Source organism: Bradyrhizobium sp. USDA 3315 (genome assembly GCF_054056795.1).
Genome location: NZ_JBSRYP010000001.1, coordinates 2,609,230 through 2,628,325 on the forward strand (window position 1 = coordinate 2,609,230; position 19,096 = coordinate 2,628,325).

General features: G+C 65.9%; 13 protein-coding genes. 6 read left to right on the forward strand and 7 right to left on the reverse strand.

The annotated features are described in order from the left end of the window. The first annotated feature begins 311 nt into the window (after nt 1-311). A complete protein-coding gene (locus tag ACVIYL_RS11970; protein WP_456781812.1) occupies nt 312-2,399 on the forward strand; it encodes a tetratricopeptide repeat protein in 2,088 nt (695 codons plus the stop codon). Between the two features lie 7 nt (nt 2,400-2,406). On the opposite strand, the gene ACVIYL_RS11975 is transcribed toward ACVIYL_RS11970, so the two are convergent. Then, complete coding sequence (locus ACVIYL_RS11975; RefSeq protein WP_456778624.1) at nt 2,407-4,137, reverse strand: ATP-dependent Clp protease adaptor ClpS; 1,731 nt, start codon at nt 4,135-4,137, stop codon at nt 2,407-2,409. A gap of 314 nt (nt 4,138-4,451) precedes the next feature. On the opposite strand from ACVIYL_RS11975, the gene ACVIYL_RS11980 reads away from it, so the two are divergent. The 3 genes from ACVIYL_RS11980 (at nt 4,452) to ACVIYL_RS11990 (ending at nt 8,990) form a co-directional block, all read left to right on the forward strand. Continuing rightward, nucleotides 4,452-6,794: a mechanosensitive ion channel family protein gene (locus ACVIYL_RS11980; RefSeq protein ID WP_253606309.1), complete on the forward strand. Its 2,343-nt coding sequence runs from the start codon at nt 4,452-4,454 to the stop codon at nt 6,792-6,794. Between the two features lie 431 nt (nt 6,795-7,225). Further along, the gene (locus tag ACVIYL_RS11985; protein WP_018269514.1) at nt 7,226-8,326 is read left to right on the forward strand and encodes an LLM class flavin-dependent oxidoreductase; all 1,101 of its coding nucleotides are present in this window, start codon (nt 7,226-7,228) and stop codon (nt 8,324-8,326) included. Nucleotides 8,327-8,435: 109 nt separating this feature from the next. Next, nucleotides 8,436-8,990, forward strand: a complete 555-nt coding sequence (locus ACVIYL_RS11990; protein ID WP_016847112.1) for a flavin reductase family protein — start codon at nt 8,436-8,438, stop codon at nt 8,988-8,990. A gap of 104 nt (nt 8,991-9,094) precedes the next feature. On the opposite strand, the gene ACVIYL_RS11995 is transcribed toward ACVIYL_RS11990, so the two are convergent. Beyond that, a complete protein-coding gene (locus ACVIYL_RS11995) occupies nt 9,095-9,982 on the reverse strand; it encodes a LysR family transcriptional regulator (RefSeq protein WP_456778625.1) in 888 nt (295 codons plus the stop codon). 73 nt (nt 9,983-10,055) lie between these two features. Between ACVIYL_RS11995 and ACVIYL_RS12000 the strand changes: the two genes are divergently transcribed. Then, nucleotides 10,056-10,829, forward strand: a complete 774-nt coding sequence (locus tag ACVIYL_RS12000; RefSeq protein WP_456778626.1) for an MBL fold metallo-hydrolase — start codon at nt 10,056-10,058, stop codon at nt 10,827-10,829. 144 nt (nt 10,830-10,973) lie between these two features. Here the strand turns inward: ACVIYL_RS12000 and ACVIYL_RS12005 are convergent, their stop codons facing one another. Beyond that, on the reverse strand, nt 10,974-11,450 hold the full coding sequence (locus ACVIYL_RS12005) for a hypothetical protein (protein ID WP_456778627.1): 477 nt from the start codon (nt 11,448-11,450) through the stop codon (nt 10,974-10,976). A 447-nt stretch (nt 11,451-11,897) separates the two neighbouring features. Here ACVIYL_RS12005 and ACVIYL_RS12010 point away from each other — a divergent pair, with 447 nt between their 5' ends. Next, nucleotides 11,898-12,653 (forward strand): SDR family oxidoreductase, encoded by a 756-nt coding sequence (locus ACVIYL_RS12010; protein ID WP_456778628.1) that lies wholly within the window; start codon nt 11,898-11,900, stop codon nt 12,651-12,653. A gap of 9 nt (nt 12,654-12,662) precedes the next feature. Here ACVIYL_RS12010 and ACVIYL_RS12015 read toward each other — a convergent pair whose 3' ends face one another. The 4 genes from ACVIYL_RS12015 to glgX all read right to left on the reverse strand — a co-directional run bounded on the left by ACVIYL_RS12015 (nt 12,663) and on the right by glgX (nt 19,023). Continuing rightward, complete coding sequence (locus ACVIYL_RS12015; protein ID WP_438075529.1) at nt 12,663-13,067, reverse strand: hypothetical protein; 405 nt, start codon at nt 13,065-13,067, stop codon at nt 12,663-12,665. Continuing rightward, the gene (locus ACVIYL_RS12020) at nt 13,067-14,650 is read right to left on the reverse strand and encodes a hypothetical protein (RefSeq protein ID WP_456778629.1); all 1,584 of its coding nucleotides are present in this window, start codon (nt 14,648-14,650) and stop codon (nt 13,067-13,069) included. The genes ACVIYL_RS12015 and ACVIYL_RS12020 overlap by 1 nt, the downstream gene beginning before the upstream one ends. Nucleotides 14,651-14,732: 82 nt before the next feature. Further along, nucleotides 14,733-16,598, reverse strand: coding sequence for a sigma-54-dependent Fis family transcriptional regulator (locus ACVIYL_RS12025; protein ID WP_456778630.1), 1,866 nt, complete (start codon nt 16,596-16,598; stop codon nt 14,733-14,735). A gap of 301 nt (nt 16,599-16,899) precedes the next feature. Continuing rightward, nucleotides 16,900-19,023, reverse strand: coding sequence for a glycogen debranching protein GlgX (glgX, locus tag ACVIYL_RS12030; protein WP_456778631.1), 2,124 nt, complete (start codon nt 19,021-19,023; stop codon nt 16,900-16,902). Nucleotides 19,024-19,096 lie beyond the last annotated feature (73 nt).

Consider the following 19,096-nt stretch of genomic DNA (forward strand, 5'->3'; position numbering starts at 1 on the left):
AGCGGCGGCCGTCAAGGGGGCGATGGCGGGCTCCTGGTCGCCCTCCTACCTCCCCTTGAAAAGGGGAGGTCGCTTTGCTCGTCAGAGCAAAGCGGGTGGGGATCAGCTCGCTCCACTTGCAGCGTCGTCTGCGGCTGACCCCCATCCCGACCTTCCCCCTTTCAGGGGGAAGGGGAAGTGATCAAGGACCTGCACGTTGGCTTTGGTTGTTTAACCGGGATTCGCGTGCCGGATTTCGCGGCGGCGCCCGTTTAATCCGCATCGGGGACTTTGGCAGGGGCGGTATCGTGGGCAGCGTGGCGGTCGATCGGATGTTGCGGGATGCGGTGGCGCATTATGGCGCGGGCCGCGCGGCGGAGGCCGGCACGCTGTGCGGCGACATCCTCACCGCCGATCCCGACCATGTTCCGGCGCTGCATCTGTCCGCCGTCATCGCCTTCGTGACCGATCGTGCCGCGGAAGGCGCGGTATTGCTCAACCGGGTCTTCAACCTCGATCCGGATCATGCACCGGCGTTCGCCACGCTCGGCGACGCGCTCGCCGTGAAGGGCGAGCACGAAGGTGCGGTGGCGGCGTTCGAGCGCGGCGTGATGCTGCGGCCGCAGGATGCCGGCCTGTACATCAAGCTCGGCGTCGCATTGTGCGATCTGTCGCGCTTCGACGAGGCCGAGACCGCGTTCCGGCGCGCGATTGGGCTCGATGGTGGGCTGACGCGGGCGCGGTTCAACCTCGCTGTCGCGCTGGCCGGGCAGCAGCGACCGGTCGAGGCGGAACAGGCCTATCGCGAGGTGATCGCGCGCGATCCGGTCTACCGCGGCGTTTGGCTCAACCTCGGCAATGTGCTGAGCGATCAGAAAAGGCACGAAGCGGCCGCCACGGCCTATCGCCGCGGACTTGCCGCGGATCCTGACAATGCCGGACTGCATTGCGGCCTTGGCGCGGCGCTCTATCGCCAGGGCTTGCTGGCGGACGCAATCCTGCACTACCGCCGCGCGATCGCACTCGAGCCCGGCAACATCGCGCCGCAGCGCCTGCTGGCGATGGTGCTGCACGAGGCGGGCGAGCGCGAGGAGGCTGTCCGCATCTATCGGCAGGTCTCGGCCCGCGACCCGTCCGATCACGTCATCCTCAACAATCTCGGCGCCTGCCTGTTCGAGCTCGGACAGGTCGACGACGCCATCGCCTGCGCGGAGCTCACACTGGCGCTGAAGCCGGACTACGCCGCCGCGCACACCAATCTCGGGATCATCTTCGAGGCGCAGAACCTGGTCGAGGCTGCGGTCGCCGCGCATCGGCGCGCCATCGAGCTCGAGCCGCTCTATGCCAAGGGCCACGCCAACCTCGCGGTCGCGCTGCGCAATGCCGGCGAGATCGATGCGGCGCTGGTGGCCTCGCGCCGGGCGATTACGCTCGATCCCAAGCAGCCGCTCGCGCACTACAACCACGCGCATTTCCTCCTGATGAACGGCGAGTTCGAGGAGGGCTTTGAGGAGTATCGGTGGCGCCGCAAGACCAAGATGCTCAGCGACGGCGATCCCGTGTTCGACGAGCCGGAATGGCAGGGCGAGCCGCTCGCCGGACGTACGCTGCTGCTGTTTGCCGAATATGGACTCGGCGACGCCATCAATTTCGTCCGCTATGTGCCGATGCTGACGGGCAGAGGCGGCCGGATCATTCTGCAGGTGCAGCCGGCGCTGGTCGCGCTGCTGCGGCCGATGCTGCCTGATGTCGCGGTGTTCGCGCGCGGCGAGCCGTTGCCGCCGTTCGATCTGCAACTGCCGCTGCTCAATCTGCCGCGGATCTTCCGCACCACCGTCGAGACCATTCCCGCAGCGACATCCTATCTGCGGGCGGATGCCGGCAAGCTTGCGCGCTGGCGCGAGGCGCTCGCCGGCGTGACCGCGCTGAAGGTCGGCGTGGTTTGGGCCGGCAATCCCAGGCACAAGGGTGACCGCCAACGCTCGCTGCCGGCGGACGCGGTGCTGCCGCGGCTGGTCACATCAGGCGTGCAGCTCTACAGCCTGCAGAAGGAGCCGCGGCCGGACGATGCTCCGGTGCTGCGGGGCCTTGGCGCAGGTATCGTCGACCTCGCGCCGACGCTCGGCGATTTCGCCGACACCGCGGCGGCCGTCTGCGCGCTCGATCTCGTGATCGCCGTCGACACCTCGGTGGCGCATCTCGCCGGCGCCCTTGGCCGCCCGGTCTGGATGTTGTGTCCCTATGCGCTCGACTGGCGCTGGCTGCGCGACCGCGCCGACACGCCCTGGTATCCGACCATGCGGCTGTTCCGCCAGGACAAGCCGCAGGCCTGGGACCGCGTGTTGGCCCGCGTGTCGGAAGAGCTTGCGCGCGTTGCGGCCGGCGAGCGTGCACTGCTGCTGCCGGCAGCGGCGAAGTGATCGGCCATCACCCCGCACTCATCCCCTGCGCGCCGCCGAGCAGCTTGGCGTTGAGCCGGCCGCCGTCGAACAGCATTTCATTCACCGCGCCGTCGACGTCGGAGGAGGTGACCTCGCGGCCACCGTCCCTGACGATGCTGGCCTGGGCGAGACGGCGCATCAGCTCCTTGATGAAGGCAGCGCTGACGCCTTCGGTGCGTCGCACGGCGTCGTCGATGACGGGCTGCGCGAGCGGCAGGCCCTTGCCGTAGAGCCCGATCAGCTTGCCGCGTCCGGTCTCGTCGGGTAGCGGCACCTCGATCGCCTGGTCAATGCGGCCGGGCCGGCCGGCCAGCGCGCTTTCCAGCTCTTCCGGCCGGTTGGAGGTCAGCACGAACAGGATGTCGCAATCCTCCTTCAGGCCGTCCATCTCGTTGAGCAGCTTGTTGAGCAGGGATTCCTCGCACGGTCCGCCCATGTCCTCGCGGTCGCGCGCGATCAGGTCGACGTCCTCGATCACGACCATGGTCGGCTGCAGCAGCCGTGCGAGGTTCATATAGGCGCCGAGCAGCCCGACCTGCTCGGCGGTGATGATCAGCGTGGTGTGATCGGGCAGGTTGGTGGCGAGATAGCGGATGGTGTGGGTCTTGCCGGTGCCGGGCGGGCCGTACAGCAGGATGCCCTTGCGGGTCGACTGGCCGAGCTCGCGCAGCAGATCGCGGCTTTCGACAAAGCCGAGCACATTGCGATCGAGCAGCCCCAGCGTCCGGTCCGGCAGGATCACGTCATCGCGAGCGACCGTCGGCAGGCGTTGCACGGTCAAGCCACGCGAACGTCCGCGATAATTGGCGCCATCCTCCAGCGACAGGATCTTGCCGCGATAGGATCGCGCTGCATGCACGGCGGCTTCCAGTTCGGCGAAAGTGCGCTGCACGAAAGCGTTGCCGGTCGCCCCGGCGGGCAACGCTAGCTCGATTCGCAGCGACGGTTCGTGATTATATTCGCGATGGAAGGTCAGCAGCACGGCGTAGCGCAGTTCGCCGGTTCGGCACAGCCATAGTCCATTGGCGAGGCATTTCACCGGCTCGGCCTCGCCGATATCGACGTCGCGATATTGCGGCGGCGCGATCGCCGGCGCGTTGCGGCCGGCCTTCATCAGCGCCGCGAAGTCGAGCGTCTCGTAGCGATATTCTTCATGGATGCCGAAGAAATGGATTGGATCGGTGAGCAGCTTGTCGATCGCGACCTGAACGTCGGCGCGCATGTGGCCCGGAAACTGTCGCGCCCGTGTCACGATCAGGTTGCGCGGAACGCCGGCGAAATGCCAGTCGAGCGCAACGTAAGCGGACCGAAACGTCTCGCCCGGCAATTCTTCCGAGCTGCGCCGTGCAGCGAGCAGGCAGTCGCTGCACAGCGACGCAGTCGTACCGGAGATCAGAATCTCCGTCACGGCCCTCGGGGCTTCGCAGAGATCGCAGGGGCGGCTGGCGTCGGCCGACTCGGTGGTGATCATCAACGGCTGGCCGTTGGAGCGGATCAGCCACTTCGCCGAGTTGAAGATGGCTCGCGCGACCGGTCCCGGAAAGGGGCCGCACGGAATGGCGCCCTTGGCCTCGATCAAGGCAGCGGAGGCGATGGCTTCCTGCTCGGATTTCCCAAACACCGTACGCAACAAATCCTGCACGAATTCCAGCGGGGTTTCATCGTCGTCGTGAATGAAGAGCCGCACCGGACCGTCGTCGCTAAACACGTCGTGCATGAAACCCCCGAAACGCAATTGGGAACAAAAGAACAAAATAAGAACATCATGGCGGCTCCCGCGCGTCAAGCGAAAGATTTTGCGGTCTCACCCCTGACGTGTAGTGAGCCGACCGGCCGGGAACCCGCACTGGAAGTGTAAACGCGGCTCAACGCCTGTGACGATTGTGTTGCGGCAAATGCCAAGAGATGGCCGTCACAGCGGCAAACTTCCGACACACCATCGGGGCGAAAAGGAGTATCCGACATGGCGCGAGCGCGAGAGCAGATTCCTCCCAAGGGTTTGCGGTCGCGCAGTTATTTTATGAGGCCCTCGTGTCGCACAAACTTCGCCTTGCGCTGCTTCTCGTCTTCACCTTGTTCGTCTCTCCCGCGCTTGCGCAGCCGGCCGCCAAGCCGGCGCCGCCGCAACCCGTTACCGGCAACGCGCTGACGCCCGAGCAGGCGAAACGTGCGCTCGACACGCTGCAGGACGACAAGAAGCGCGGCGAGATCATCAACACGCTGCGCGCCATCGCCAATGTCTCGCCGCAGGCGGCCGCCGCGGAGCCGGCGCCGGAGCAGCATTCGCCGATCCCGCTCACTGCCGACAGCCTCGGCGCACAGCTGTTGCTGATGGTGTCCGAGCAGGTCGGCGAGATGTCGCGCGAGGTCGCCGACGTCGCGCGCACGCTGACGCATTTCCCGGCGTTCTACTACTGGTTCGTGCGTACCGCCAACGATCCGGTCGCCTATGGCCTCTTGATCGATATCGCCTGGAAGCTGGCGCTGGTGTTCGGCTGCGCGCTGGCCGCCGAATGGGTGGTGTTCCGCCTGATCAAGCGGCCGGTCGCGTTCCTGGAAGCGCGGCTGCCGCAGACCGCGCGCATGCCGGTGCAGACGCTCGCCATCGTCGATCCGCCGTCGTCGGTTGCCGACGTCACGCCGGCGCCCGAGTTGCAGCGGCGCCGGCTCAGCCTGGCGCGGGCCTGGCAGTCGCTGGTCCGGCTGCCCTTCGTGCTTGGGCGCCTTTTGCTCGAATTGCTGCCGGTCGTCGTGTTCGGCGGCATCGCCACCGCGCTGCTCGGCACCGAGATCGGCGATCAATCGACCACGCGGCTCGTGATCCTTGCCGTCGTCAACGCCTATGTGTTCTCGCGCGTCTTGATCTGCGCGGTGCGCGCGCTGGCAGGGCCGTTCGGCCTGTTCCGCGTCCGTGCCGAGACTGCGGCCTATATCGAGATCTGGGCCCGGCGCATCGTCGCCGTCGGCGTCTCCGGCATCGCCTTTGCCAATGTCGCGCTGCTGCTCGGGCTGCATCGCGCCGGCTATGCCGCGCTGATCCGGCTCGTGATGTTGGTCGTGCATCTGTTCGTCGTCGTCATCATCCTGCAGTGCCGCCGCCAGGTCGCCGACGCCATCCGCGCGCCGGCCGATCGCACCGGGCTTGCGGCGCGGACGCGCAACCGGCTCGCGGCGCTCTGGCATGTGCTGGCGATCGCGCTCGACCTCGCGCTGTGGGCAGTGTGGGCGCTCAACATCCGCAACGGCTATTCGCTGCTGCTGCAATATTTCGTCGGCACTGTCGCGGTGCTGCTGGTTACCCGCCTCGTCACCATGGTGGTGCTGAGCCTGATCGATCGCGGCTTCCGCATCAGCCCGGAGTTGATCCAGCGCTTCCCAGGACTCGAGACCCGCGCCAACCGCTATCTGCCGCTGCTGCGCAAGGTGGTCACGGCAGTGATCGCCTTCATTGGCTTCGTCGCGCTGCTCGAGGTCTGGGGCGTCGATGCCATCGTCTGGTTCTATGGCGGCCAGATCGGAAGCCGCCTGATCTCGGCGCTGGTGACGATCGGCATTGCCGCGCTTGCCGCGGCCGTAATCTGGGAAGTCGCCAATGCGCTGATGGACCGGCAGATCGACACCCTGTCGCGCGACGGGCATTACGCCCGCGCCGCGCGCTTGCGCACCTTCCAGCCGATGCTGCGAACCGCGCTGTTCTGCATGATCGTCGCGGTGGTCGGCCTCACGGCGCTCAGCGAGATCGGCGTCAATGTCGCGCCGCTGCTCGCCGGCGCCGGCATCGTCGGCATCGCGATCGGCTTCGGCTCGCAGAAGCTGGTGCAGGACCTCATTACCGGGCTGTTCCTCTTGATCGAGAACACCGTGCAGGTCGGTGACAACGTCACGGTGTCGGGCCTCTCGGGCGTGGTCGAGAACGTCTCGATACGCACCATGCGGCTGCGCGCCGGCGACGGCTCGGTGCACGTCGTGCCGTTCAGCGCGGTGACGACGATCACCAACTCCAGCCGCGGCGCCGGCAATGCCGCGGTCAGCGTCAACGTGTCCTACAAGGAGGACACCGACCGCGCCGGCGAGGTGCTGAAGGACATCGTCGCCCAGATGCGCCAGGAGACGGCGTATCGCGCATTCATTCGAGGCGACCTCGAATTGTGGGGCGTCGACAAGGTCGACGGCTCGGTCGTGACCATCGTCGGCCAGATCCGCTGCACCGATAGCGGACGCTGGGCGGTGCAACGCGAGTTCAACCGCCGCATGAAACGGCGCTTCCAGGAGGAGGGCATCGAGATCGCCTCGATGGGCCAGACCATCCTGATGCAGCTTCCTCCACCCTCCGAGCCCGATACCAACGCCCAGCCGCGCCGCGCGGCGGGCTGATCCTCGGACTTGCTTGCACCTCTCCCGCTTACGGGGTCGAGACGAGCGAAGCTCGCTCTTAGGTCGGATCGCATCGCAGATGCGATCCGGGTGGGGGCTCTTTCCACAATGTGACTCGCTGAGATACCCCCACCCCGGCCCTCCCCCGCAAGCGGGAGAGGGAGTGCAATCCCGTCGCGGCCGCTACCCGATCTAATCTCCTTCCACCGCTGCCACGCATATTGCGGCGTCTCATGGTTGCGACGCGTCTCGCGACGGTGAGACGCCGCCAGCCTTGCCGCACCCGCCGACCGGCCGCAGCCGGCCGAAATCCGGCCGTTCCCATCCATTCCCTGCGACTTCCTCCGCTGGCACAGCGCTTGCTGATCGTCGTGCAATGCGCGGCAAGACGCATTGCACAACTGAACCCAACGCGAAGGAAGGAAACGCACATGGAGCTTGGCTACTTCACCATGCCCTCGCACCCGCCGGAGTGCGGATTGAAGGAGGGCCACGACTGGGACCTGCAGACGCTGCGCTGGCTCGACGAGCTCGGCTATCAGGAAGCCTGGATCGGCGAGCACCATACCGCACCCTGGGAGCCGCACCCGTCGCCTGATCTGCTGGTGGCGCAGGCGCTGCTGCAGACCAAGAATCTGCGCATCGGGCCCGGCGGCTTCCTGCTGCCGTATCATCATCCCGCCGAGCTCGCGAACCGCGTTGCGATGCTCGATCACCTCTCGAACGGGCGCCTCAACTTCGGCGTCGCGGCCTCCGGCCTGCCGAGCGACTGGGCGATGTTCAATGTCGACGGCATGTCGGGCCAGAACCGCGACATGACCCGCGAGGCGCTCGAGATCATCCTGAAGATGTGGTCCGAGCCGGGACCCTGGACGCACAAGGGCAAGTACTGGACGGTGAGCAAGCCGGACACGATGTTCGACTTCCTCAAGCCGCACATCAAGCCGTTGCAGGGGCCGCACCCGCCGATCGGCGTCGCCGGCCTGTCGAAGAATTCGGACACCTTGAAGCTCGCCGGCGAGCGCGGCTTCATCCCGATGAGCCTCAACCTCAACCCGGCCTATGTCGGCAGCCACTGGGATTCGGTCGAGGCCGGCGCGGCCAAGACCGGCCGCAAGCCGAGCCGCAAGGACTGGCGGCTGGTGCGCGAGGTGTTCGTGGCTGATACCGACGAGGAGGCGTGGAAGCTGTCGACCGGCGACATGATGGGCCGGATGATGAGCGAGTACTTCCTGCCGCTGCTCGGCCATTTCGGCTTCAAGGACTATCTGAAGCACGCGCCCGACGTGCCCGACAGCGACGTCACCGTCGAATATTGCGCGCGCCGGAATTGGATCGTCGGCTCGCCCGCGACGGTCACCGAGAAGATCGAGAAGATCTACCGGGAGGTCGGCGGCTTCGGCGTCCTCTGTGTGTTCGGCTTCGATTACAAGCACAAGCCGGAAGCCTGGCGGCACTCGCTGGACCTGCTCAAGAACGAGGTGATGCCGCGGCTCAAGCATCTCGGAGCCGAGTTCGAGAAGGCTGCATGACAGCTGCGCGGGGTGCGGGGCTTGCCTCGCACCCCGCCTCGCATATCTTGAACGAAGTGTTTTTACCGAAGCATGATCCGGAGGATCATGCTCAAACAGGGTTTGCGGCATGACGGTCGACGCACAGAGTTTCAAGCAGGCGATGCGCCATTGCGCGGGCGCCGTCGCGCTGGTGACGGTCGGCTCCGAGACCGGGCAGCGCACCGGCCTGACCGTGACCTCGGCCTGCTCGCTGTCGGACAATCCGCCCTCGGTGCTGGTCTGCGTTAACCGTAACGCCAGCGCGCATCAGCGCATCCGCGAGGAGCGCCATTTCGTCATCAACTTCCTGAACGAGGACCACGCGCTGCTGGCCCTGACCTTCTCCGGCCAGAAGGGCGTCAACGGCGACGACCGTTTTGCGTTTGGGCGCTGGACCACCGGCGCCACCGGCGCCCCGGTGCTGGAGGATGCCGTCGCGGCGTTCGACTGCGTGCTGGCGCAGGAGCTCGAGACCAAGACCCATTCGATCTTCATCGGCGAGGTCCAGCACGTCCGCGCCGCGACCACAGTCGACCCGCTGATCTATCTGCGCTCCGGCTTCCAGAGCGTGCGCAACATCCATGATCCGGTCGAGCTCGGCGACCTCGACGCACGGCGTGTCAGCTGGAACGAGTTCTCGTAAGGCTTGCGCTTAAGGCCTTCCCCCGCATCTCTTGATGATCTGCGCGCCGGCCATCTCGCCTGACGGCAATTCGGTTACCTGAGACCTGCTGCTCCGCAGCGAGCCTAATCCTCGAACAGCGCGCGCTCATTTGCGAAGATGTCCGCGAGATGCCGGGCAACGGTGCCGACGAGAGGGTCATTTCGGTCGCGGCGCCGGGTGACGAGCCAAAGTTCGCGTGGCGGCGGGGCGTGCGCGAGTTTGCAGACACACAGCTTCCGTTCGGCTCGGCCGATGAAATGCGGAAGCAGGGCTATGCCCGCGCCGGCCTGTGCGGCCGCGGCCTGCGCGGCCTGGTTGCTGGTCCGGAAGGACATGCGCGCATGGGGAAATTTCCGGAACAACCACAGCGCTTCGGGAAGATGGGCATTGGCCTCGTCGAAACCGACGAACACGGGCTCGTCGCCGGCGTCGATCCTGCGGCGGCAATCGGCGGTCGCGTAGAAGCCGAAACCCATCGACACGAGTCGCCTGGCGATGACATCGCCGTCCTCCGGACGGCCAAATCGCAGGGCGATGTCTGCCTCGCGCCTTTCGAGGCTGACGGTTCGAAAGTCGGTTGCCAGATCGATGTCGAGTCCCGGCTGCTGCCTGGACAGTCTGGCGAGGCGATGGACGAGGAAGTTCTGTGAGAGGCTCGGGGGCGCGTTGATGCGGACAAGCCCGGTCGGCGCGCCCGACGTCCCTCTGTGGCCAAGCCTTGCTGCCGCGGCCTCCATATCGTTGGCGGCATCGAGGATGCGCGCGCCTCTCCGGGTGAGGACGTAACCGTCGGGACGCCGTTCGACCAGCCGTTCGCCGATCGCGGTCTCCAGCGACTTCACGCGGCGGGCGACGGTCGCATGGTTCACCGAGAGTGCACGCGCGGCTCCCGACAGGCTGCCGTGGCGGGCAAGCGCGGCGAATAGCCGGACATCCTCCCAATCGATCGCTGTGCGATTTTGATCAGCCATTGAGAAAGAATAGCGAATTCCGCTCAGGACGGGGAGCTGGTTATTTGGGCTGACAATTGCGCGGGAGCAGTTCATGGCGGCACCGAATCTCACCTTGACCCTGGTCGGCGGTCCGACCGTGCTCATCGAGTACGACGGGTTTCGTCTGCTGACGGACCCCACCTTCGATCCTCCTGGCGAGTATCAGGGAGCGTACAGCCCGGTGCGGCACAGGAAGACGGATGGGCCGGCCCTTTCAGTCGAACGGATCGGCAAGCTCGACGCAGTCTTGCTCAGTCACGACCACCACTTCGACAATCTCGACAATGCCGGCCGCGCGCTTCTTCCGCACGCCGGCACAGCCTACACGACGAATTCCGGCGCGCAGCGTCTCGGCGGGAACGCATTGGGCCTTGCTCCATTCGAGACCCGCGTCCTCGAGAGCGAACGCAAGAAGTTGTTTGTGACCGCCACGCCGGCCCGCCATGGACCCATCGGGGTCGACGCCGGCGACGTGGTTGGATTTGCGCTCGGCGCCGAGCAGCCGGGAGACCTGCTTTACGTCACCGGCGATACGCTTTGGTTCGAAGGCACCGCCGAGGTCGCGAGGCGGCTTTCGCCCAAGCTCGTCGTGCTGTTCACGGGCGCCGCGGAGCCCCGTGGCCGTTTCCATATGACGATGGGCAGCGAGGATGCGCTGGAGGCTGCGCATGCCTTTCCCGACGCAGCACTTGTCGCGGTCCACAACGAAGGTTGGGGCCATCTGCGCGAAAGCCAGGACCAGCTTTTGGACGTCTTCGCCAAGTTCAATCTGGCGGCCCGTCTGACCCGGCTTGAAAAGGGCAAACCGCTGCCACTGTCATGGTGAACCGGCCGTGGCAGAGCCTGAACACGGCTTACCGCGGCGCCGCGTTTGATGGCGTGGGCCCGGCGCGGCCGTGCGACCGCTGGCCGGGCCAACGCTCATGTGAGGCGTCGCTGTCCTTGCCGTGGTCCCGCGGACGCTGCGCTGCTATGACCCCGGCGTTCTCACGACCAGTTTGATGTTCAGAAGATTGACCCCCTTGAAGGGGTTCGGCGCGCTTTCGATCGTTCCTGTGCCCGTTGCATTCGCATAGGCGCCCGTGCCCGAAAGGATCGTATATTCGCCGTTTGATTTTCCGTCCTTGATCGCGCCGGTGTAACGCGCGGTGATCGCGCCTTCCTCGAATGTGTAGGTGCTGTAACCGTAATAGGAGCCCGAGCCCTTCAGCATGTCTCCTGAATGGACGAACTCCTTCACCCCGATATGGCCATCACTGAAGACGGCGACACCAAAGAACTTGCCGGAAACGACCGTCTGCCCCTCGACGTTTGCTGCCTCGACGACCTTGACGTCGACAGGCTTGGTGACGAGCTTGAACTCGAGCACTTTCTCACCCGCTACGGCGGTCGATGCCGCAACGACGATTGCCGCGCTGGAAACGAAAAAGGTGATAAAATTCCGCATAGACTCCTCCTGCGTTTGCTGAAATCAAATCAAGGAGTGCACAGCGGGCTATACGTCATGCCCAGCATTTGCGTTGCAGCACGAAAGAGAGCCCGCGGTGATATCCCGGCAGCGGCCGAAGCTTTCGGTACCCCAGCACGCTGGCTGGAACGCACGCATTAGTCTACGTGACGGTAAGAGGTTCAGCAAGCGTAGCCACCAACGTCTCATGCTCGTCAGACGACGCATCGGATGACAGGTTCCGCGACATCAGAACAGCCGTGGCATGCTATAGTATGGTTGCGTGCGGGAGAGCGATCGAGGAGGTAGCGCCAACTCACCAATCCTTCTCCCCGCTGCCGTGGGCGACCGCGCGCGGCAACTATCGAAGTTGCTGCGGATCGACGTACCCATGACGATCCGGCAAGCATGTCTCAAGAAACCTCGTCACCGACAAGGAGTATCACCATGAAGATCGTTGTGATCGGCGGTACCGGACTGATCGGCTCAAAGACCGTTGCCATTCTGCGCCAGCGCGGCCATGACGTCGTCGCCGCCTCGCCGAAGAACGGCATCAACGCCATCACCGGCGAGGGGCTGAAGGAGGCGCTGGCCGGCGCGGCCGTCGTGATCGACCTCGCCAATTCGCCGTCATTCGAAGACAAGGCGGTGATGGAATTCTTCGAGACCTCCGGCCGCAACCTGCTGGCGGCGGAGAAGCCGGCCGGCGTCAGGCATCATGTCGCGCTGTCGATCGTCGGCACCGACCGCACGCCCGAGAACGGCTACTTCCGCGCCAAGGTGGCGCAGGAGAAGCTGATCGAGGCGCCAGGGATTCCCTACACCATCATCCGCGCGACCCAGTTCATGGAATTCATCGGCGCGATCGCCGATGCGGGCGCGGTTGGAAACACGGTGAGGCTCTCGCCCGGCCTGTTCCAGCCGATCGCGGCGGAGGACGTGTCCGCGCTCGTCGCCGATATCGCGCTAGAGCCGCCGCGCAACGGCATCGTCGAGATCGCAGGTCCCGACCGCGCGCCGTTCAACGAGATCGTGGCCCGCTACCTGAAGGCAAAGGGCGACCCGCGCGAGGTGGTGAAAGACCCTGACGCGCTTTACTGGGGCGGCCGGGTCGAGCAGCACTCGCTGGTGCCGCTCGGCGAGGCGCGCCTCGGCCGCATCAATTTGAACGAATGGCTGCGCCGCGCGCGGCCGGCGGCGTGACGGTATCGGCTATTTGAGCCACACCAGCAGCGGGACGGGCGCGCGTCCTTCGCAGGACAGCGTGCCCTCGTAATTGCGCGTCTTGCGCGCGCTGTAGGTGCAGGGCGCGCCGTCCAGCACCAGCTCGGCGGTGACCTGCGAATCCGCACCCGTGATTTGCAGCTTGATTTCTCCGGCGCGTTCGTCCGGCCCGTCCTGCGTGCAGATGCCCACATGCTTCATCTTGAGCGGTCCGGAGAACTGCCTCGGCGCGCCCGGCGCGCTCTCGGTGAGATGTCCGGTCAGCTCCCATTCGCCGAGCACGCCGGCCTGGCCGAGGATCTCCATCGCGCCAAGCGGCAGGGTATGGCAAAGCGATAGCGCAACGGCGCCGAGCAGCGCCGCTCCACCGTTGCGGCATGTCGCCCGTGGCATCACAGCTTGCTTCCGGTCGTCTGGCGCAATTCGATCAGCTCCGGCCGCGACAGATCGGCATCCGCGGTGAGCCGGGCAATCTGATCGGCGCATTCCCGGATCTTGGCCTGATCGCCGGCCGCCTTGGCGCTCTTGATCATGCCGAGATAAGTCGCCAGCCGGTTGGGCTCCTTCTTGAGCACGGCTTCATAGGCGGCGAGCGCCTCCCTGGCCATGCCGCGATCGAGCAGCATCGCCGCGTAGAGCTCGCGCGCCGGCGCCAGCGGTCCCGGGGTGACGGGATGTTTCTCGGTCTTGTCTTCCGCCTCCGCGGCGGCATTCATCGCGCTGAGCGCATCGTCGTATTTACCTTCCGCGTACAGCACCCAGGCGCTCGCGATCTGCTGCTGGATGTCGACGATGTTGGACCAGTAGGCGTCCTTGGCGTCCCTGAGCTTGTCGCGCAACTCGACGAGCTTGGCGACATCGGCCTTGGCGGCGGCGGGGTCACCCGAGCGCGCGGCGCCGACCGCGCGGGCGAAATAGGTGATGGCATCCGCATAGGCGTATTTGGTGGGATGCACTTCAAGCGCGGCGGCACCCTTCCAGTCGCCGCGTTCGAAGACATAGCGGGCCTGGCTTGCCGCCACCGCGAAGGGGCCTGCGAACCGGTCGAGCTTGAACTGGAGCTTGCCGAGCTCGTCGATCACCGCACGCGCTTCCTTGTCCTGGCCGAGCTGGAGATAGGCATACACCAGATAGTCCATCGCGTGCGCCTGGTCCTGCTGCTCGCCGTCTTCCCTGGCGATGCGTGCGGATTCCTTGTTCGAGGCGATCGACTCCTTCCAATAGCCGACGCGCGTGAAGATGTGCGACGGCATGTGCTGGGCATGCGGCGCGTGTTCGGCGATCTTGGCATAGCGCATCGCCGCGGGGAGGCCCTTCTCCGCGAGCGCCGGGTAGTCGTAGAGATGGATCAGATAGTGGGCGATGCCGGGGTGCTCGGGCTGGCGCTTGAAGATCGGTTCGAGCAGCGCCGCGCCCTTCAGCTGGTTGGCGTAGGTCTTGTCGCCCGGCGAGGCCGCGACGTTGAGCGTGATCGCATAGGCGATCTGCGCCTCGTCATCGTCGGCATAGTGCATCGCGACCTGCTCTTCGGCGGCGAGGAATCGCTGCACGCGGGTGCGGTGATCGACCTTGTCGTAGTCGACATACATCGCCGCGATCGCATCGATGTATTCGCGCTCGCGCGGGGTGCCGGCATTCAGCGCCTGGCCTTTTTTCGCTGCTTCAAGGCCGAGCGGAAGGTTTTCCGGCGGCGGCGGCGCGTGCGGATTGTAGAGATAGCTGAGCGCGATGCCCCAATAGGCGATGGCGCATTGCGGGTCGGCCTCCAGCACCTCCTCGAAGGTGCGTCGCGACGCGCTGTACCAGAACGAATGCTGATACAGCATGGCGCGATCGAACAGCTCCTGCGCTTCAGGCTTGCAGGATGTTACAAAATGGACTTTGCCCAATCGTTGCTCGGTAGAATCCGAGGCGGCAGGCTGCGAAATGGTCGCGGCAATGAGGCCAACGACCACAGCGAGGGGAAACCGTGTCATGGGACCCGCTCCGTGGCGTTGAAGGCGAAAACCGTAGGATATCACCTTTCCCGCACCGCCGGAACAGCAGGGGCGTTCTGGTCTAGCTGTCCAGCGCGATCCCTAACGCCTTGATCTTCCGGTACAACGTCGCGCGGCTGAGCCCGAGCGCCTTGGCCGCGTCCGTCACTCTTCCGTCATTGGCGCGCAATGCATCGACGATCGCGGTGCGCTCGGTCGCTGTGTGATCGGCCTCCGCGCCGCGTGCGCTGAACGGCGGCAGATCGAGATCGGCCTCGGTGATGACGCCGTGCTCCGCGGTGGCGCCGGCGAGCCGCAGCACGTGGCGAAGCTGGCGCATGTTGCCCGGAAACGGATAGGCCATCAGCTGCGCCCAGGCGTCGGCCGCGATGCGGCAGTGCGGCGCTTCCTCGTCGGCGATCTGTGCGATGACGTCCTTGCGGTCGGCACGCTCGCGCAACGCGGGCAGGCGGATCTCCATGCCGCGCAGCCGGTAATACAGATCGGAGCGGAAGCTGCCGTCCTCAGCCATCCGCGCCAGGTCGCGGTGCGTGGCGCTGATCAGGCGGATGTCGACGGCGACAGGCTTCAGCGCGCCGAGTGGCCAGACCTCGCGGTTTTCCAGCACGCGCAGCAGCCTGGTTTGCAGCGAAAGCGGCATGTCGCCGATCTCGTCGAGGAACAACGTGCCGCCGCTGGCTTGCACGATCAGCCCCTTCGATCCCTCGCGCCGCGCGCCGGTGAAGGCGCCGGCCTCGTAGCCGAACAGCTCGGCGTCGATCAGGCTCTCCGGCATCGCCGCGCAGTTCAGCGCGACATAGTTGCGCCCGGCGCGGTTGCTCGCGGCATGGATGGCGCGCGCGAACACGTCCTTGCCGGCGCCGGTCTCGCCATGCAGCAGGATCGGCAGGTCGAGATTGCCGACCGTCATCAGCCGCTTCACGCCCTTGATCAGCACGGGATCGCGGCCCGCCAGCCGGTGCAGGCCGGAAAACTGTCCGGCCGGCTTCTCGCGCGGCGGCGTGGATGGTGGACGCGGCGATCGCGCCCGCACCGGCGGCGCCAGACGGCCGCGTCCCCACGGCGTGCCGTCGGCGCGGCGCAGCGCGACCTGCTCGTCCGCGGCGCGCGTCGCGCGATCGTCGAGTTGAATGAGATGCGACAGGTCGATGCCGTCGTCGATCATCGCATCGGTCAGCCCGAACGCGGCGCGCGCGGTGCGGCAGGCGCCGACGACACGGCGATCGTCGTCATAGGCCAGCATGCCGTGCCCGTCGCCGGGCAGCATCGCGATCCAGGAAGCGCGGTAGCGCCGGCGGAAGAACGACTGCTCGATCCGCCGCGTCGCCTCCGTGGTGACGGCGAGCGCCAGCTCATGCGCGCTGCGGCCGAGGTCGCTGCGGCACGAGGTGATGTTGACGGCGCCGGCGAGGCGGCCGGCATGATCGAACAGCGGCGACACCGCGCAGGTGAACATGTGCCACTGCTCGCGGAAATGTTCGTCGCCATGCACCAGGATCGGCCGCTGCTCGGCGAGCGCGGTGCCAAGCCCGTTGGTGCCCTCGAACGTCTCGGCGAAGTTCGAGCCGGTGTAGATCTTCCACTCAAGGAACATCCGCGCGTAGTCGCCCCCGGGCAACCGGCTCACCAGCATGGTGGCGTTGGGATCGGCGAGATTGACGCAGTAGCCGGAGTCGTGGAGCACGCGGGCGAGGTCCTCGAGCTCGGGGATCGCGACCTGGATCAAATCCTCCATCGGCTCGGCGATGTGCCGGATCTCGGCCTCGGTCAGGGTCTGCGGCGGCCCGCGCCGGGCCGGATCGAGGTTGTGATTGACCAGGCAGCGCCGCCAGGACGCGGCGATCCGCGTCTCGGTGTCGACGCCGGCCACCTGGTTGGCCGCCGACAGAACACGGGCGACGTGATTTGAGGCCGAAAGATTGGCCATCCAGAGGTCTCCACCCCTAATTTTCCGCGAAGTCTGGCAGTCCGCGGCCGAATGTCAATTGGCCGACGGGGTCGCGGGACTCTTACCTCCCCTTGCAAAGGGGAGGTCGCTTTGCTCGTGAGAGCAAAGCGGGTGGGGATCTGCTCTCTCGGCTTGCAGCATCGCCTGCGGCTGACCCCCATCCCGACCTTCCCCCTTTCAGGGGGAAGGAGAAGGCGTAGCCCGGATGGAGCTCCGCGTAATCCGGGGCGGTCGTGCAACGGGCGAGGGCATTCCCGGATTTCGCTGCGCTGCATCCGGGCTACGGGGATGACTTCATCTCGCCGGTCGTGAGCAGCACGAACGAACGCCCCACTGCCCTGTACGTGCCGTCGAACGCAAACTGCGCGCCTGCCGGCTGTTCCGGCGCGTTGGTATCCAGCAGCAACGACCAGCGTGGTCCGGCTGACGTCCGCGGTAGCTTGAAGTCCACCTCGCCCTCAAAGCTGTTGAGGATAACGAGCACCGTGTCGTCCTCGCCCTCGCGCGCGATCGCGGTCTTGCGCGCGCGGCCGTCGAGCACGACGCCGAAGCATTTGATCCAGCCGGTGCTCCAGTCGGCCTGCGTCATCTCCACGCCTGTCGTGCTGATCCAGACCACGTCGCGGATCTCGAGCTGGGGATCGCGATCGCCGGAGAGGAAGCGGCTGCGGCGCAGGATCGGATAGTCGCGCCGCAGCTTGATCATCCGCTTGGTGAAGGCGAGCAGCTTCCCGGCATCGTCGGAAAAATTCCAGTCGAACCAGGAGATGTCGTTGTCCTGGCAGTACGCATTGTTGTTGCCGCGCTGGGTGCGGCCGAACTCGTCGCCGCCGAGCAGCATCGGCGTGCCCTGCGAGGCGAGCAGCGTCGCCAGCATGTTGCGCTTCTGCCGTTCGCGCAAAGTGCGGATATCCGGATTGTCGGTCGGGCCCTCGGCGCCGCAATTCCAGGAATGGTTGTCGGACGAGCCGTCATTGTTGTGCTCGCCGTTGGCCTCGTTGTGCTTGTTGTTGTAGCTCGCCCAGTCGTTCAGCGTGAAGCCGTCATGGGCGGTGATGAAGTTGACGCTGGCCCAGGTGCGGCGGCCCTCGCGGTTGAACACGTCGTGCGAGCCGAGCAGCCGCGGTGCCAGGCTGCCTGGCGCCGCCTCGCCGCGCCAGAAATCGCGCACAACGTTGCGGTATTTGTCGTTCCACTCCGCCCAGCCCGCCGGGAAGCCGCCGACCTGGTAACCGCCGGGGCCGCAATCCCAGGGTTCGGCGATCAGCTTGGCGGTCGCGAGCAGCGGGTCCTGGTTCATCGCCTTGAGGAAGCCGGACTGCTCGTCGAAGCCGTAGACCTCACGTGCCAGGATGGTGCCGAGATCGAAGCGGAAGCCGTCGACATGCATGTGGCCGGCCCAGTAGCGCAGGCTGTCCATCACCATCTGGATCACCCGCGGATGCGACAGGTTCACCGTGTTGCCGGTGCCGGTGTCGTTGATGTAGTAGCGTCGCTTGTCCGGCAGCAGCCGGTAATAGCTCGCATTGTCGATGCCCTTGAACGACAGCGTCGGGCCGCGCTCGTTGCCTTCGGCGGTGTGGTTGTAGACGACATCGAGAATGACTTCGAGGCCGGCGCCATGCAGCCGCGACACCATCTCCTTGAATTCGCGCAGGCTGTTCGGCACGTCGGCGGCGTAGCGCGGATCCGGCGCGAAGAAGCCGATGGTGTTGTAGCCCCAGTAATTGGTCAGGTGCTTGTCCAGAAGGTTGCTGTCGTTGATGAAGGAATGCACCGGCAGCAGCTCGACCGAGGTGATGCCGAGCGCCTTGAGATGGTCGATCGCGGCGTTCGAGCCGAAGCCGGCATAGGTGCCGCGCAAATGTTCGTTGACGCTCGGGTGCTGCTTGGTGAACCCCTTGACGTGGGTCTCGTAGACCACGGTCTCGTCCCAATGCACGTCCTGCCGCTGCGCCTCCTGGACCCAGTCGAAATTGGGATCGACCACCACGCATTTCGGCATGAACGGCGCGCTGTCGCGCTCGTCGAAGGTGAGGTCGTCGCCGCTCTCCATCTTGTAGCCGAACACCGCCGGATTCCAGGTCAGGCTGCCGGCATGGGCGCAGGCGTAGGGATCGAGCAGCAGCTTGTTCGGGTTGAAGCGGTGGCCGCCGTCCGGCTGGTAGGGGCCGTAAACGCGATAGCCGTAGAACGTCCCCGGCTGCACGCCGTTGATGTAGCCGTGAAACACCTGGTCGGTATATTCGGGCAGCTCGAAGCGGTGCGTCTCGCGCTCGCCGTCGAACAGGCAGACCTCGACCTTGGTGGCGTTGGCGGAAAACACCGCGAAATTGGTGCCGTGGCCGCTCCAGTGGGCGCCCAGCGGATAGGGCAGCCCTTCCTCAATGACGAAATCGGACATCGGTCCCCCAGCCATGAGATCAACCTGCAACAAACGCCGCCGCGCGGAAAACGTTGCATCGGGCTAGTTTAGC

Excerpts from the sequence above, each read along its gene's own strand:
- ACVIYL_RS12015 (WP_438075529.1), bottom strand. The coding sequence starts at position 13,067 with ATGCCACGGGCGACATGCCGCAACGGTGGAGCGGCGCTGCTCGGCGCC.
- ACVIYL_RS11985 (WP_018269514.1), top strand. The coding sequence starts at position 7,226 with ATGGAGCTTGGCTACTTCACCATGCCCTCGCACCCGCCGGAGTGCGGA.
- ACVIYL_RS11970 (WP_456781812.1), top strand. The coding sequence starts at position 312 with ATGTTGCGGGATGCGGTGGCGCATTATGGCGCGGGCCGCGCGGCGGAG.
- ACVIYL_RS12005 (WP_456778627.1), bottom strand. The coding sequence starts at position 11,450 with ATGCGGAATTTTATCACCTTTTTCGTTTCCAGCGCGGCAATCGTCGTT.
- ACVIYL_RS11990 (WP_016847112.1), top strand. The coding sequence starts at position 8,436 with ATGACGGTCGACGCACAGAGTTTCAAGCAGGCGATGCGCCATTGCGCG.
- ACVIYL_RS12010 (WP_456778628.1), top strand. The coding sequence starts at position 11,898 with ATGAAGATCGTTGTGATCGGCGGTACCGGACTGATCGGCTCAAAGACC.
- ACVIYL_RS11975 (WP_456778624.1), bottom strand. The coding sequence starts at position 4,137 with ATGCACGACGTGTTTAGCGACGACGGTCCGGTGCGGCTCTTCATTCAC.
- ACVIYL_RS12000 (WP_456778626.1), top strand. The coding sequence starts at position 10,056 with ATGGCGGCACCGAATCTCACCTTGACCCTGGTCGGCGGTCCGACCGTG.
- ACVIYL_RS12025 (WP_456778630.1), bottom strand. The coding sequence starts at position 16,598 with ATGGCCAATCTTTCGGCCTCAAATCACGTCGCCCGTGTTCTGTCGGCG.
- glgX (WP_456778631.1), bottom strand. The coding sequence starts at position 19,023 with ATGTCCGATTTCGTCATTGAGGAAGGGCTGCCCTATCCGCTGGGCGCC.
- ACVIYL_RS11995 (WP_456778625.1), bottom strand. The coding sequence starts at position 9,982 with ATGGCTGATCAAAATCGCACAGCGATCGATTGGGAGGATGTCCGGCTA.
- ACVIYL_RS12020 (WP_456778629.1), bottom strand. The coding sequence starts at position 14,650 with ATGACACGGTTTCCCCTCGCTGTGGTCGTTGGCCTCATTGCCGCGACC.